The sequence below is a fragment of the Vibrio sp. 10N.261.46.E11 genome, from assembly GCF_041472735.1.
In the GTDB taxonomy this organism is placed as follows: domain Bacteria; phylum Pseudomonadota; class Gammaproteobacteria; order Enterobacterales; family Vibrionaceae; genus Vibrio.
In genome coordinates, this window is the sequence record NZ_JBFRQW010000026.1 from 26,685 (window position 1) to 41,666 (window position 14,982).

Annotated in this window: 13 protein-coding genes and 1 pseudogene; 8 read left to right on the forward strand and 6 right to left on the reverse strand. The window is 43.5% G+C overall.

What is annotated here, in order from left to right:
• The first annotated feature begins 182 nt into the window (after positions 1-182).
• Positions 183-1,382: an HD-GYP domain-containing protein gene (locus AB4407_RS08980; RefSeq protein ID WP_372120302.1), complete on the forward strand. Its 1,200-nt coding sequence runs from the start codon at positions 183-185 to the stop codon at positions 1,380-1,382.
• A gap of 428 nt (positions 1,383-1,810) precedes the next feature.
• Positions 1,811-2,146 (forward strand): annotated as a pseudogene (locus AB4407_RS08985) (transposase); the annotation flags it as partial.
• Positions 2,147-2,149: 3 nt separating this feature from the next.
• Here the strand turns inward: AB4407_RS08985 and AB4407_RS08990 are convergent.
• A complete protein-coding gene (locus tag AB4407_RS08990) occupies positions 2,150-2,827 on the reverse strand; it encodes an SH3 domain-containing protein (protein ID WP_372120303.1) in 678 nt (225 codons plus the stop codon).
• Positions 2,828-2,922: 95 nt separating this feature from the next.
• On the opposite strand from AB4407_RS08990, the gene AB4407_RS08995 reads away from it, so the two are divergent.
• Both AB4407_RS08995 and AB4407_RS09000 read left to right on the forward strand, forming a co-directional pair.
• Positions 2,923-3,510: a hypothetical protein gene (locus AB4407_RS08995; protein WP_372120304.1), complete on the forward strand. Its 588-nt coding sequence runs from the start codon at positions 2,923-2,925 to the stop codon at positions 3,508-3,510.
• Between the two features lie 256 nt (positions 3,511-3,766).
• Entirely contained in the window at positions 3,767-4,009 is a 243-nt protein-coding gene (locus AB4407_RS09000; RefSeq protein WP_372120305.1) for a hypothetical protein, read from the forward strand.
• A 167-nt stretch (positions 4,010-4,176) separates the two neighbouring features.
• On the opposite strand, the gene AB4407_RS09005 is transcribed toward AB4407_RS09000, so the two are convergent.
• A complete protein-coding gene (locus AB4407_RS09005) occupies positions 4,177-4,635 on the reverse strand; it encodes an Lrp/AsnC family transcriptional regulator (RefSeq protein WP_372120306.1) in 459 nt (152 codons plus the stop codon).
• A 149-nt stretch (positions 4,636-4,784) separates the two neighbouring features.
• Here AB4407_RS09005 and AB4407_RS09010 point away from each other — a divergent pair, with 149 nt between their 5' ends.
• Positions 4,785-5,714: a DMT family transporter gene (locus AB4407_RS09010; RefSeq protein WP_372120307.1), complete on the forward strand. Its 930-nt coding sequence runs from the start codon at positions 4,785-4,787 to the stop codon at positions 5,712-5,714.
• Positions 5,715-5,871: 157 nt separating this feature from the next.
• Complete coding sequence (locus tag AB4407_RS09015; protein ID WP_372120308.1) at positions 5,872-6,327, forward strand: exoribonuclease R; 456 nt, start codon at positions 5,872-5,874, stop codon at positions 6,325-6,327.
• 431 nt (positions 6,328-6,758) lie between these two features.
• Here the strand turns inward: AB4407_RS09015 and AB4407_RS09020 are convergent, their stop codons facing one another.
• The gene (locus AB4407_RS09020) at positions 6,759-7,100 is read right to left on the reverse strand and encodes a YggL family protein (RefSeq protein ID WP_048606344.1); all 342 of its coding nucleotides are present in this window, start codon (positions 7,098-7,100) and stop codon (positions 6,759-6,761) included.
• A gap of 254 nt (positions 7,101-7,354) precedes the next feature.
• On the opposite strand from AB4407_RS09020, the gene AB4407_RS09025 reads away from it, so the two are divergent.
• The gene (locus tag AB4407_RS09025; protein WP_372120309.1) at positions 7,355-9,382 is read left to right on the forward strand and encodes a PhoX family phosphatase; all 2,028 of its coding nucleotides are present in this window, start codon (positions 7,355-7,357) and stop codon (positions 9,380-9,382) included.
• A gap of 238 nt (positions 9,383-9,620) precedes the next feature.
• Here the strand turns inward: AB4407_RS09025 and AB4407_RS09030 are convergent, their stop codons facing one another.
• From AB4407_RS09030 to AB4407_RS09040, 3 genes are all read right to left on the reverse strand, one after another.
• Positions 9,621-10,241: a LysE family translocator gene (locus tag AB4407_RS09030; RefSeq protein WP_372120310.1), complete on the reverse strand. Its 621-nt coding sequence runs from the start codon at positions 10,239-10,241 to the stop codon at positions 9,621-9,623.
• Between the two features lie 164 nt (positions 10,242-10,405).
• Positions 10,406-11,692, reverse strand: a complete 1,287-nt coding sequence (locus AB4407_RS09035; protein WP_012600498.1) for a DEAD/DEAH box helicase — start codon at positions 11,690-11,692, stop codon at positions 10,406-10,408.
• 182 nt (positions 11,693-11,874) lie between these two features.
• Positions 11,875-12,858, reverse strand: coding sequence for a GTP-binding protein (locus AB4407_RS09040; protein ID WP_017097495.1), 984 nt, complete (start codon positions 12,856-12,858; stop codon positions 11,875-11,877).
• A 540-nt stretch (positions 12,859-13,398) separates the two neighbouring features.
• Here AB4407_RS09040 and clcA point away from each other — a divergent pair.
• Positions 13,399-14,805, forward strand: a complete 1,407-nt coding sequence (clcA, locus tag AB4407_RS09045) for a H(+)/Cl(-) exchange transporter ClcA (RefSeq protein WP_029225590.1) — start codon at positions 13,399-13,401, stop codon at positions 14,803-14,805.
• Positions 14,806-14,982: the final 177 nt, after the last annotated feature.

The window sequence follows — 14,982 nt, forward strand, 5'->3', positions numbered from 1 at the left end:
CTACGACTCTGCCACTTAATCGTTGTAAGCAATATCGCTAAGATCAAAGCATAACTCGGTGAAATTTCGGTCTTTAACCAGTAACTTTGGATATTTTGAGTAAATAAATCAACAATTTGACTAGATTCGTCGCGAAATTGGATTAGAATCACATTGTTTTCGACAACACTTGATTGGATGTAATGCAGTTCGACATTAAAGACTCAGTAAAAATTTCCATAGACACATTGGTTGTGGGAATGTTTGTTACATCAATTCAGAAAAGTGAACGTGTTTATTTATCTAACGCTGGACGCGTGTCTTCAAAGAAAGGAATCGATACATTAGTTAATAAAGGCATTCAATATGTCTGGGTTGACAAGAAACTCTCAGCCAAAGGTTGCGAGTTTCATCCAGTACCTGATGATGAAACGACAAAGGGGCCACAAAAGAGCAGTAAGAATTCTCCTAGCAAATTAGCGTCTCGAGAAGTCAGGCAAAAAAATGCAGAACGGATCATCCAAGAAGCGCGTGGGCTTGCTCAGAAAATTATTACTGCAACATTTGATTCGCATACGTTTGTGGCGGACGAACTGGATGGCTGGGCAGATGAGCTCATAGAATCAGCTCTGATCAACTCAGACGCCTTACAGTGTGTTTCTGCATTGCGTAAGAAAGATGCCTATTTGCTTGAACATTCCGTCAACGTAGCTACACTTTTGGTCACATTTGGCAAGCATTTGGGGTTTGGTAAAGAGCAATTAAAACCTTTGGCGATTGGTGGGATTATCCATGATGTTGGTAAAGTGCATATCGATGATAAGGTGTTACACAAACCTTCTCGCTTAACCGAGGAGGAGTTCGCTCACATCAAACAACATCAAGTATTTGCTAAACCTATCATCAGTAAAATAGAAGGCTTAAGTCAAATTAGCCGTGATGTCTGTTTAATGCACCATGAAAAATTAGATGGTACCGGTTACCCCAACGGACTAAAAGGCGAGCAAATACCGCAGCACGGCCGAATGGCTTGTATCGTCGATATTTATGACGCATTAACGGCTGACCGTTGCTACAAGCGTGGAATGAGCCCAGCGGAAGCGTTTAAAATCATGTTAAGCATGACACCTAATCACCTAGACCGACAATTGGTGTACAAATTTATTAATTGTATTGGTATTTTTCCTATAGGGGCGATCGTTGAGCTGAGTAATAGCCATCTTGGAATTGTATGGTCATCGAATGATGATGCTCCTGTTGAGCCTGTCGTTAAGTGCTTCTATTCACGAAAGAATAAACGTTTCATTGACGTCAAGTATGTGGATTTAAAACACAGCTGGCATACGATTGTAAAAGCAATTTCTCCTACAAAGGCTGAAATTGATGTCACTCCATTCTTTTAATAGAGCCTGCTATTCGAGGGGGATGAGGTCAGCACTTTCCATGTATGACCTGATTAGATAAAACGGACAAGCCTAGAAAGCCACTGATTTCAGTGGCTTTTATGTTTTCAGAAACTCTTTCATAAACCTTTTACTAGCCCATATCCATATCCATATCCAATTTTAATCAATAACCAAACACTCATTTCACCTCCAATTTACTCGCTGTTAGGTATATCTATAGATAAATACCTTAGAGTAAGACAGCATGAACACACACCGCCCCCTATCCGCGTTATTACTACTGGGTAGTCTGACCTATCTCACTGGTTGCGCTTCTCTATCACCAACGCCGCAAGCCAGTTTGAACAATACAACCAATCACTCATTAAGGTGGTTCTCTGACTTTTTGGATTGATTAAGAGGCAATAATCAGTTGGGCGCAAAGCAAACAGAATAAGCACGGGACAGATGGCAAGCGTAGAGTCTGGCGAAAGCTTCATATTGCCGTCGATACAAGCACTCATGAGATCATTGCCGCCGAGCTAAGTCTATCAACGGTTACAGATGGAGAAGTCCTCCCGAACTTACTGAAACAAACACGCCGAAGTATCTTTGAGGTGTCTGGTGATGGGCCTTACGACACGAGAGCGTGTCACGCTGCTATTAAGATTAAGGGAGCCATTGCGCTTGTTCCTCAAAGAGAAGGGGCAGCCTTCTGGGAGCGTGGTCACCCTCGAAATCTCGCCGTGAGTTGCCAGAAATTATATGTCTCTAGGAATCGGATCCTAATTCGTAAATGTTTCATTAGTATTTACATCTAGATAAATTTTATTTTCAAGGGACAAACCAGCACAATAGATAAAATAAACGTCTCGGTTGCTGTATTTAACTGATTTGACCCAACCGCCTAACTCTTCAAAATCACTTGGGTCGCACTTCCCTTCAGAGATAAGTTTAGCTACCGTATTACGGAACTTCTCTTGATGAACCTTCAGATCATCGGACTTAGCCAAGTATGAATCTAATATCTCTCGATTTTCTTGCTCAGAGATAATCACTTCATCATTAGATAGCCCAGACATTGAAATCCATTCCGCCGTCTGTGGACCACCTTCCTCTAAAACAATATAGTCAGAGATACGAGCCCATTCGCCTTGCTTCTCTAATAGCTCGACCTTTTCGCCCTTATAAAGGTAGTCAGTTATCAAACCATCAATTTCGGGCTGCTCGACCACTTTAAGTTTTCTATCCAAAACGTAGAACTCAGTCTGTTCTAGCCCAGGCTGGGGATCTATGAGGGATGTAAGATCAGAATCAGATTGTGTCGTCGCTTCTACAACTGCCTCTTCCTCTTTCTCTGGTGGAATTGGATCTGTCTTCATGACAAAGAAGTAGTACGCGGCCCCTCCTCCCAAGATTAATAACACAAGTAAAGCGATCAGCGCTTTTTTCATCAAATCCACCAGCTCTTTCGTTTTAGGTATATTTCAAGTGTACATCAACTCATGCTGCTGCTCATCTATACTCTTAATAGAGCACGAGTAAGTAGAGGGAAATCATGAATTTTTGGGGGAAGGTTGTCATTATAAGTGTACCTTTGAGTACAAATATCGCGTTAGCAAACCATTGTGAACGTGAAAACTGGCAAACACTGTTAGATCGCCAGCTCTCATTTGAAGGACGCTATAATCAATACACTGAAGAATTTAACCAAGTTCTCTCGACCTATGAATCACAAACGCTTCTATCTAAACACTTCAACGAAGAACAGATTATCGGGCTTTGGGCAAAGTACGAACAAAGATTTAATGTGCAGCTCAATAGTCATATGAATAGCGCTTATGATGTCTCTGAGGCTTTATTAAAACAGGCATACATTGTGTCTGCAGAACTAGATGAGGTTGAATCTCTAACGTATTCATGGCAAACCATGGCTAAACACTGTGATAAAGCAAGACTACCGCGTCAAACAGAAAGTGCACAAGTACACGTACAAAGCTCAAAATCACTCTCGAAAGATCTTCATACACTCAGTAAAAAATTCCGTCAGCTGTCTTCAAAATACCGAAAAGAAGCAACGATGATAGACGAAGCTCGCCACAAAAACCAACCGATAAACGACACACCAAACGGAAATACTTACTAGGTTTTTTCACTTATTCGACTGGATTTTTCCGATAAATATGTTCACCCCACCTATAATATTCAGACAAATAATTAATCAAAGCTTTATCAATAAGTTGTAAAAGTAATGTGCTAACTATCAACAACAAAGTTCAACTTTCGACCAATGCAAGCGACCATGTGAGATATTCATCACAAAATAGATTTACAAATGCCAGAAAATTGTTATCATGAATCTTCATATAACTTAATAACAAGAAATATTTTGGCTAGGTAATATGCAAAAAACTATGGCTTTCAACTGCTTGAGTAACACGGAAGGGACTGCAGAGATAAGAAGTAAACTTATGTCTGTAGCTAAACACATGGAAGAGTTCGGTTCAGTAAGTGAGCTAGAGCTATGTAAGATATTTGGAGAGACGATTTGGAATGACGGTGTGGATTATCATTCACATGCTTTTTCATTCAGAATCAACGCACAAACTGGGGATTGTTCAATCTCTAACTTTAAGTATCACTAAGTTTTGCACCTATCATATACGGAGTACCTTTCACGAGGTACTCCGTTTTTTATTGTTGCGTATCTGCTATTGAGTCATGAGCATTGCTAACGACAAATTATATTCTCTACAATCAAACCTTTTCTTTTTCAGCTCACTACCCCGACATGCATTATCTTAACTTCTGTTCAATCGGTATAAACCGGAAGTGGCGCATTACCTTTCACCTGTCTTATCGCAAGATGGGTATGTATGTCTTTTACGTTGGAGAGTCTCTGTAGCTTTCTAGTAAATGCCTCGTACGCCATCAAGTTAGGGCTCACAACTTCTAACAAGTAATCATAAGCCCCAGATACAACGTGGCAGCTGATGACCTCTTCCATCTCGACAACCGCACTTTCAAATTTATCAATCGACACTTCTTGGTGGTTGTTTAAGCTCACCTCAACAAACACACTCATTACGATGCCTACCTGTTCTCGTGACAGGCTCACACGATAACCATCAATAATCCCTTTTTCTTCCAGTCTCTTGATGCGCCTCGCGCACGGTGAAGCCGATAAGCCAACCTCATCAGCTAACTCAGCGGTGGTTAGCCTGCCGTCTTTCTGAAGCAACTCAAGAAGATGCCTATCAATCCGATCCATAGCAAATACCGTTCATTAGTTAAATTCGTTAATAATTAAGGAAACATTAGCAGAAAGAATCAACCATCTCTCGATTTAGAACAAAAATTGCCAACCTGTGGCACACCAAGTACCCGATAATTAGTCATCATTCACTTTCCTTAATTATTATGAAGCTTGGCTATTTATCTATTACTGTCACTCTGCTCATCTGGGCGAGCTTTTTCCTTTCTCTTAAAGGCGGCGCAAATTCAGATTTAACACCTGCAGACATCGCACTGACTCGATTCCTCATACCAGCATTGGCACTATTACCTTTGGTGTGGAAAGCACGTAGCACGATCGCTGCTGTCCCGAATCGATACTTGGCCGGTATGTTTGTGGGGTGCGGGTTACCTTATTTACTCGTTGCAGGAACAGCCATGCAGTTCGTTCCGGTATCACACGGAAGTGCTTTAGTTCCGGGAACGCTTCCTCTGTTCGTAACAGGGATCGCGGTACTCTTTTTTAAGCAGCCGCTTAGCCGACACCGCGTCGTTGGCTTAGGTCTGGTTTTACTTGGGATATTGTTGTTTCTGGGAAGTAGCTTAAGCAGCTTTAACTTTGAACACACCACAGGTCACTTGTTGTTTTTATGTGGCAGCTTGATGTGGGCGACTTTTACCATCTCAGCGCGTGTTGCCAATCTTAATGCGCTTTTAAGTGCAGGTTTCATTTCATTCTGTTCTACTTTGCTATTGCTAGTCCTTATCCTTACAGGAACCCTCCCTAGTCATTTGGTGAGCACACCAATTGCTCAATGGCCAGTAACTGAACTTACCGTACATTCAGCGGTGCAAGGCGTAGGTGCTGGCTTAATAGCAGCATTCACTTATCTCTACGCTGTTAATACACTAGGGGCTGAACGCTCAGCCGCTTTTGGCAGCGCAACACCCGCCGTTGCAACTTTGCTGGCAATTCCACTGTTCAACGAGATTCCGGATACGATGACTTGGTTAGCGCTTGGTTCGATTTGTATCGGCAGCTTGGTCGCGAGCAATATTTTCATGAGAAACGACCAGTCTATGCAGTATCAACCTCCAAGCCATAGCAAAGCCTGATACTGCGTTCAAACCTACGTACAGTTTCCCTAATCATCGATTTTAGAGTTTATAGTACGTAGATAAGCCTTCAAACGTAGGCTATCTAAAATCTGCTTTTTCTAAGCTCGCTTCTCCATTAAACTGTCCGACCTTTTTGCTCATCCAAGAGAACGCCATGCAACGCGATTACACTTTAACTTGCTTAAACAACATGCCTCGTGAAGAACTAGAAGAATTTAGTTTAAGAATGATTCATCGCCTTGTCCCTGAAGATGCAATGACGGAACTGTTTACGTTCGAACAGGAAGAAGTGACCAATGAAGAGCGTATGCAATCAGCAAAGTTTGATGCGATGTTACGAATGACTGCAATCGCGCTGAGTGAAGTGAATCTTGCTTTTAGTGAGTCGGATAACTCACAACAAAACATCGAACGCATGACTCGCCTATTGCTTTGGCACTTCTATGCAATGTCGTTCAACCTTGAGCAAGCGATCAGCCTTGAAACTCACTGTGACAAAGTCGAGAAAATTTTGTTGAAAGCACCAACAGAAGCATTTGGTTGGGTAAAAGAACTCACAGAGTTACTGCACTTCTATGCAAAAGTGAACGAAGAAAATGACACTAAGTAAAGAGCACTAATACCAATCACAGTAAGTCAGTGATCATAAATAGCGCAGGAAAAATGCTTGAGAACAAGGCAGAAATTTTCGATAAGTAGTTATTCTACAATCAAAATTTCTAACGATGTTATCGAGTGTTTTAACCAGCTAAGATGAACAGTTATTTACTACGATTGGTATAAGTCACGGGACGAATTGAAAAGCGCATATTTCCAATTCTGCTTCAAACACTCTAACAAGTTAGTCGCTCCCCCTTGGATAAGTAGCACAGGTTCTAAATCGAAGAAACCTACAACACCCGAAATCCGAGGTCTGGTGTTGAGCTGACCAAACGCAAAAAGGCCGAATCGACATACCGATTCGGCCTCTGTTTTTGTGTATTTTTTCTCGCTCTAAAAGCCGTGTAGACCTCTAAGCAAAGCTAACAACACAACATCAAATTAGAACGCGTAGTTTGCGTCAATCAGTTCGCTAACTTCCACTTTGCTTACTTCTGCACGAGCTTCAAGCCATTGTGCAACTTGCAGTTGTTCTGCTTCTGTTACTGAACGGTAGCGCTCAATTGAACATAAGAAACCTTCGAACAGCTCTAAACCACCGCCACCAAAGCACAGACCGATGCTGTCGATAAAATCAATGAACTCGTCAATGAACACATCGTATTGGTCAAAATCAGCAATCGATGTCTTGCAGCTCACTTCAAACCCCAGAATCGCGAATTCACCTAGGTATAATTTCTTGCGAAGGCGGCGATTTTTGTTTTCGATTTTATCTAATTTCATAACTGTCTCTCTTTTCGTTTGATAAAGCATTTATACACAGTTCTATACTAATCCCCAAGAGTTTTATATTGCACGAGAGTCTTAATGGCAAAAATCGTGCTGCAGAAACAAAACCTTAATCAAAACTATAAAAATCTGTCACTTAACTGCTTCACGATTGGTCACACATTGAACCAAGCAATTAACTCATCAAAACATAGCTTGGTTACGCATGAATCACGAATAATGAAGTCAGCCAACAGGAAGCAGCCCCGATGAGCAAGGAAACATTTGATAACACTCGTTTTAACAAGAGTAACAACAAACCCTTCGAAGAAGTTCTAGATGCAAACCTTTCAAGAAGAAACGTATTAAAAGGCGGTTTAGGCATCAGTGCAATGACCGCTTTTGGCGCATTTGGTTTAGCGGGTCACAGCACAGCTAACGCCGCAACAATCCAAGCAACAGGCGCGCAGAAAAGCACCGCGACTCTAGCGTTTGAATCGGTTAAAGGCTCATTGACTGACAGTGTTGTCGTACCGAAAGGCTACACGGCACAAGTTCTGGTTCCTTGGGGTACCCCACTGAACAAGCAAGGCAAGGCTTGGTTAAAAGATGGAACCAACAACGCACAAGATCAAGCAAACTCACTGGGCATGCACCACGACGGCATGCACTTCTTCCCGCTTGATGGCAACAGTAACGACGGCTTGTTGGTGATCAACCACGAATACATCGACCAAAAAGCACTGCACGCTGATGGCCCGACATACAATGAAGGCACTCGTCCTAACATTGATGAAGTACGCAAAGAGATCAACGCACACGGCGTGAGTGTTGTTCGAGTAAAACTTGAAGGCAACCAATGGGTGATGGTCGATAACGATCCACTGAACCGCCGCTACACAGGCGCAACCGTAATGGATCTATCTGGCCCTGTTGCTCACAGTGAATTTACCAAAACCAAGTTCTCACAAGACGGCAGCCAAGCTCGCGGCACGCTGAACAACTGTGGTAATGGCTACACGCCATGGGGCACTTACCTAACTTGTGAAGAGAACTGGCCGGGTTACTTCGTCAATAAAGGTACAACAACACCAGCTCAAGAACGTATCGGCATCGCGACGGACAAAACACGGTACGGTTGGGACACGCTTTCAGGTAACAAACAAGAACGCTTAGACGAGTTTGCACGCTTTGATGTGACGCCAACAGGTGAGTCAGCAATGGACGATTACCGTAACGAAGCACACGGCCACGGCTACATTGTTGAAATCGACCCATACACAGCAAACTCTCGTGCGAAGAAACGTTCTGCTCTGGGCTGCTTCCGTCATGAAGGTTGTACGTTTGGTAAGTTAACCGAAGGCGAGCCGATCGTATTCTACTCTGGCCACGATTCTCGTTTTGAATACCTCTACAAATTTGTTTCTGAAGCCAAATGGGACCCGCGTGACGCTGAGCCAAGCAACCGCCTAAGCACGGGCGACAAATACATGGACAAAGGCACGCTTTATGTCGCTAAGTTCAACGACGACGGTTCAGGTACATGGTTGCCATTAACATTGAGCAGCAAAACCACCAACGGTGGCAAGCTAGGTGATACGTTTGATTCTCAAGCAGCACTTATCGTTAATACCGCAGGCGCAGCCGACCTTGTAGGCGCAACCCCTATGGATCGCCCTGAATGGTGCTCTGTTGACCCAATGACAGGTACGGCTTACCTAACGCTAACAAATAACAACAAGCGCAAAGAAGCCAATTCAGCGAACCCTCGCGTAAACAATAAGTTTGGTCATGTTATCCGTTGGGATGAAGGCAAAACTGCGAGCGAATTCAATTGGGATATCTTTGTATTCGGCTCTCCTGCAGTGGAAGACAAGTCTATCAACCGCTCAGGTCTAACAGATATGAACCAGTTCGCTAGCCCTGACGGCTTAGCGTTTGATGCTCGTGGCATCTTGTGGATTCAGACTGATAACGGCGCAGATGAAGTTACAGGCTACACCAACGATCAAATGCTGGCTGTTGTTCCATCTCAGTTAACGGATGACAACGGCAACAGCGCGGTGATTGATGCAAACAACCAAGCACAGCTTAAACGCTTCTTTGTCGGTCCAAACGGTTGTGAAGTAACAGGCTTTACCATCAGCCCAGATTTCAAATCGCTATTTGTGAACATTCAACACCCTGCAAACTGGCCATCATCAGACGATGCAACTGCACAAACTCAAGGCAATGTTCGCCCAAGAGCATCAACGGTTGTAATTCGCCGTGAAGACGGCGGTGAAATCGCGGTTTAATAAGCAAATCTAGCTAAGATCAGCAACCTTACTGTTATCTAGTTTCTGTTCGCTAGCTAAGTAAAATCAAAAAGAGCGATAAGGCTAACTGCCCTATCACTCTTTTTCTATTCTATCAATCTTCGGTTGAAACAAGAGTCCTAGCGCTCGAACTCATCGTCATCCTCGAGAAGGAGGAACGACTGAGTCGGGGGATCTTTCTACCCGTTCTCGTTAATCGCAATACCGTTAATCACAGTTAACTCACGAACAACCACACACCAACACCCATCATCAGCGTGCCCGCAATACGGTTCATCAACTTCACATTGTCAGCCTTGCCGAGCATATGTTTTAAGCTTTTTCCGCCTGTCGCGTAAAGAGTCATACAAACAAACTCCGAAAACAGAATGATCGACACGAGAATCAACAGCTGTGGGGCTAAGTCTTTACTGCTGTTAATGAAAGGAGGAAGTAGAGAAATCATAAACGCCCAGCCTTTAGGATTAGCAATAGCTGTCACGAAACCTTGAACCACCAAATCCCAATCATTGCTGGCTTTGTTTGTTTGGTTGTCAGTACTGATCGCCAATTTGCCCCTTGAACGCCACATCTGGACACCTAAATAGAACAAGTAAGCTGCACCCACAAATTTGAAGCCTGTAAATAGCCACGGGTAGTTCAACATAATAGATGCAATACCCAATACCGCGGCAATAGAAACCACAGCGACGCCAGCTAATTCACCGATCATCATCCATAATGTACGCTTGTACCCAACACTCATGCCTAGCGTCAACGCCAAAGTCATACACATACCGGGCGTGATTGACACGAAGAAAAACGTGGGAATAAAAGCCCAAAGTAGTGCGCTATCCATATTATTACCTTATCGACTTATTTTTATTTAATAGTTCTTGTTTCTTGATCGGACTTAAAATGAAGCGAGGTTGAAACGAAGCAGTGATGACAATAAACAATATTGCGATCAATACAAACAAAAAGAGCCACATAACAGTGGCTCTTTTCAATCACCAGCCGTAATTACTTACGACGGTTTTTAATTCGCTTCATCATAGTCAAACGACGTTCTGCGCTTGCTTGATCTTGTGGCTCTTCGTTCGCGTTGTTCTTACGGCCCTGACGGTTTTTGTACGCCGATTTAGTGTTCAGCTTCTCGATGTAAGCATCACGTTTTTTCGGTTCATAACCCGGTTGTTCAACACGGCGAATACGTTGTTGAATCAGTTTTTCAACTTGAACAACAGTCAGCTCTTCTTCGCGGTTAACGAAAGATATTGCGTGACCTTGCTTACCGGCACGACCTGTACGGCCAATACGGTGAACGTAATCTTCCGCGAGGAAAGGCATGTCGTAATTAATTACGTGCGGTAAGTCTTCGATATCAAGACCACGAGCCGCAACATCGGTTGCAACCATCACACGTGCTCTGCCTTCTTTGAAATCATCCAACGCACGACGACGAGCACTTTGCGCTTTATCACCGTGACAAAGTACCGCTTTAATGCCGTCAAGCTTGAGCTCTTTAACTACATCGTTTGCTGTTTCTTTGTAGTTCACGAAAACAAGCACTTGGCGCCAGTTTTTACGACCGATCAGCTCAGAAAGTAGCTCTGTTTTACGCTCTTGATCAACTGGATACACCACGTGACCAACCGTAGCAGCCGTTGAGTTTTCACGCTCAACACTGATACGTTTTGGTTTACGCAGAATATCAACAGACAGTTGGTTTAACTGAGTAGAAGTCGTTGCCGAGAACATCATGATTTGCGGCGATGTTTCCACATCCAACATGATCTTACGAACGGCATTGATAAAGCCCATATCAAGGATACGGTCAGCTTCATCGAATACTAGGAATTCTAGGTTAGCAATAGACACGTTACCCGCTTCTAAGTGCTCTTCTAAACGGCCTGGTGTTGCAACCAAAATATCAACACCCAGTTCTAATTGACGAACTTGTGAAGACATTTTGTTACCACCGTAAACCGCTGAAACGCTTAGTTCCGTGTATTTAACGTAGTCTTTAATGTTTTGAGCGATCTGCGCAGCAAGCTCACGAGTTGGAGCAAGAATAAGGCCGCGAGCCGTTCCTCTAGACGCTTTTTTACCGCTGTTCAAAAGGTGTTGGATAACAGGCAATGAAAATGCCGCTGTTTTACCCGTACCGGTTTGAGCAGTAGCAAAAATATCATGGCCTTTACGAGCCATTGGAATCGCTTTTTGTTGAATTGGAGTGAGTTTTTCATAACCACACTCAGTCAACGCTTTGACTAATTCAGGAGCAAAACCTTGAGAGGAAAATGACATTGTTACGGGTTCCTTAAGCAGACAGCCTACATTCTTATTTCAGCCGAGCACTATAAAGTAATTAGAGTGATTTATCTCACATTTATCGTGATATAACGCAAACTTTCTCATTTAATCTGGTGTTTATCCCGCCTTCAACGAGGTAAACACCAAGATCCTTGGTTCAAACAGCAAAAACAGGGCTATTTGATGCCACACAGCTTGAGTAGAATCTGCTCGAGATCGCTCCACGGCATGAGCTGCGAGTCAATCACTTCAAGACGAGACTCAAAGCCGTCCAGTGTAATTTCATTCACAGATACAACTTGATTCGCCACGTTGAACGCGTAGCAACCTTGGTCAGTATTTACCACGGCTTTCACGCGCTCAGCCGTTAGCTCCGATAACATAGAGAATAGCGCATCGAAGTCGAACTTATGCTCTGCACCAAACAACCAACCACAACTAAAATAACCCTGCCCTTTATTCTCTTTACGGATGAAAGCTTCACCGGGAGGAAGTTGGAATTGAGGCTCTTGCTCAGCGTGATCGTGATGATGCGCTTCAATATGAGAGGAAGCACTGCCGTATACTCTTTCAATGTCCAACACTTCCAATGGCACTTCACCATCGTGAATTAGCTTATGGAAGACTTTTGCTGGCGTTTGATCCGTCACCCAATCATTGAACACATCGATGTCTTCAGAATGAACAAGGTCAACCTTAGTACCAAGAATCACATCAGCACTGTCCAGTTGATCATTGAAGTTCTGATTAGACGTATATTTCTCAATCGACAGATTTCTTGGGTCAACCAAACCTAGCGTCGCTTTTAGGTCAACGTAAGGTGTGTATTGCTCTGAAGTTAACGTCGCAATAACCTGCTTTGGATGACCAAGCCCTGTAGGTTCAATCAATAAACGGTCCGGCTTCTGGCGTAGTAAGGCATTAATACCCACTGACATAGGCACACCAGCGGTACAGCACATGCAGCCACCCGGTACTTCTTTAATCAAAGCACCTTGATCTGTCATCAATGCGCCATCGATGCCAATTTCCCCGAACTCATTAACCAGAACAGCCCAGTTTTCATTCTCAGGTTTATTTTTGAGCAGGTTCAAAATAGCTGTCGTTTTGCCAACACCCAAGAAACCCGTAATTATGTTTGTAGGAACTTTTTTGGTCATATCAGTTCTCCTTTTTTTAGGAGTATATACACAATCACGGAGAAATTGACCCCAATCGCTTGTTTATACGGAGAATGATTTAGGCCAGAAGTTGTATGAGTGTCACTAGAAAGGGGGGAACTATGAAAAAGGAATACTCCAGACGAACTAAAGGCGTACTTACTCAGTACGCCTCACCCTCGTTACTCAATCGTGAGTTCGCGAATCAGGAAGCCTTAAATATCGACCTGAACATTTAACGAGGAACTAAAACTTTATTCTGAATCCATCCAAATTGTGTGTAAAACCTCACTTCTCCTTGCGGTTCGTTATGTTGCTTTACGATTTAACTATGGTTCATTTTTGGAGATATTCAAGCCGCCACCAGAGAATCGATCAAAATTGTGACGGCGATTCAACTATTGTCCATAGATTCCATTTATGTAACACGTGCATTCCATAAATGAAATTCAACTTTTCATCTTTGTTGCTATAGGATATGTAGAGGAAGCGTATAATTTACGGTGAACCCGCCTCAACCCATTCAGGAGCCTTATCTCAATGACCAGAAGAGAGAAAATTAAGCAATCCTTATTAGCCAAAATGCCAAGGGATGCTATTAATCAATTTCTCTCAAGAGATAAGACACCCGCTTCCGTTCTCTTTCTTTCTTGTATTGTAGGTGTACTTGCTGGCGTGGTGGGTACCTATTTCGAAGTCGCGGTTCATTTCATCACAGAAACTCGTACCGATTGGCTTAAAGATGAAATCGGTAGCTATTTACCTCTTTGGCTCGCCGCTTTCCTTATTAGTGCTGCATTTGCCTTTATTGGTTACTTCCTTGTTCACCGCTTCGCTCCAGAGGCAGCAGGCTCAGGCATCCCTGAAATTGAAGGGGCGATGGACGGTATGCGCCCTGTTCGATGGTGGAGAGTATTGCCAGTAAAATTCTTTGGCGGTATGGGCGCATTAGGTTCTGGGATGGTTTTAGGACGAGAAGGACCAACCGTTCAAATGGGCGGCAGTATTGGTCGCATGGTCACCGATATCTTTCGAGTCAAGGATGACGACGCCCGACATTCACTATTGGCTTCGGGTGCCGCAGGTGGTTTGGCCGCGGCATTCAATGCACCACTCGCCGGAATCATGTTTGTAGTCGAGGAGATGAGACCGCAGTTTCGCTACTCACTCATTTCAATCAAAGCCGTCATCATCTCGGCGGTTTCAGCCAATATTGTATTTCGTTCGATCAATGGCCAATCTGCCGTTATCACAATGCCTCAATACCAACCGCCTGAACTGGATGCTCTGTGGCTATTCTTGTTGTTAGGTGTATTGTTCGGCCTGTTTGGTGTGATTTTCAATAAGCTAATTACACTTTCGCAAGACCTGTTTGTGGCAATACACAAGAATGACCGTAAACGCTACTTAATGACAGGCTCCCTATTGGGCGGGTGCTTTGGCTTATTGCTGCTCTATATACCGGAGTTGACTGGCGGTGGTATTGGTATCATCCCGAATATCACTAATGGCAACTACAGCGCAAACGTGCTGCTGTTAATCTTCTTAGGGCGCGTGCTCACCACGCTACTTTGTTTCGGCTCTGGTGCACCGGGTGGTATCTTTGCACCAATGCTTGCTCTAGGAACACTCTTTGGATACGCATTTGGGCTTATCGCGGCGGCATTCTTCCCTGAACTGAACATAGAGCCGGGTATGTTTGCGATTGCCGGCATGGGCGCCTTATTTGCCGCCACTGTGCGAGCGCCTATCACTGGCATACTGTTGGTTATTGAAATGACCAATAACTACTACCTCATCTTACCGTTGATCATCACCTGCTTAGGCGCGGTAATCATTGCTCAGATGTTAGGTGGTCAGCCAATTTACAGCCAACTACTTAACCGCACGCTGAAAAACGAGAAACTAAGACAGCAAGATCTCCCTCAGCAAGAGGAAGTTCGTTAATTGCATTGAAAACGTCAGTTCAAATGTGGGACTTAAACGTAACTCGTTAAGTTCCACTAATACAGTCAAATTCCACTACTACAATAAGCAAACCAAGCTCAATATTTATAGAACACTCAAGAAAATCAAAAACACTTTCATCGCGCTTTATATATCAATTTCGAATCAAAACCTTAA

Bases quoted from the DNA above. Each gene is read 5' to 3' on its own strand.
- AB4407_RS08980 (WP_372120302.1), top strand. From the start codon at position 183: ATGCAGTTCGACATTAAAGACTCAGTAAAAATTTCCATAGACACATTG.
- AB4407_RS08995 (WP_372120304.1), top strand. From the start codon at position 2,923: ATGAATTTTTGGGGGAAGGTTGTCATTATAAGTGTACCTTTGAGTACA.
- AB4407_RS09000 (WP_372120305.1), top strand. From the start codon at position 3,767: ATGCAAAAAACTATGGCTTTCAACTGCTTGAGTAACACGGAAGGGACT.
- AB4407_RS09005 (WP_372120306.1), bottom strand. From the start codon at position 4,635: ATGGATCGGATTGATAGGCATCTTCTTGAGTTGCTTCAGAAAGACGGC.
- AB4407_RS09010 (WP_372120307.1), top strand. From the start codon at position 4,785: ATGAAGCTTGGCTATTTATCTATTACTGTCACTCTGCTCATCTGGGCG.
- AB4407_RS09015 (WP_372120308.1), top strand. From the start codon at position 5,872: ATGCAACGCGATTACACTTTAACTTGCTTAAACAACATGCCTCGTGAA.
- AB4407_RS09020 (WP_048606344.1), bottom strand. From the start codon at position 7,100: ATGAAATTAGATAAAATCGAAAACAAAAATCGCCGCCTTCGCAAGAAA.
- AB4407_RS09025 (WP_372120309.1), top strand. From the start codon at position 7,355: ATGAGCAAGGAAACATTTGATAACACTCGTTTTAACAAGAGTAACAAC.
- AB4407_RS09030 (WP_372120310.1), bottom strand. From the start codon at position 10,241: ATGGATAGCGCACTACTTTGGGCTTTTATTCCCACGTTTTTCTTCGTG.
- AB4407_RS09035 (WP_012600498.1), bottom strand. From the start codon at position 11,692: ATGTCATTTTCCTCTCAAGGTTTTGCTCCTGAATTAGTCAAAGCGTTG.
- AB4407_RS09040 (WP_017097495.1), bottom strand. From the start codon at position 12,858: ATGACCAAAAAAGTTCCTACAAACATAATTACGGGTTTCTTGGGTGTT.
- clcA (WP_029225590.1), top strand. From the start codon at position 13,399: ATGACCAGAAGAGAGAAAATTAAGCAATCCTTATTAGCCAAAATGCCA.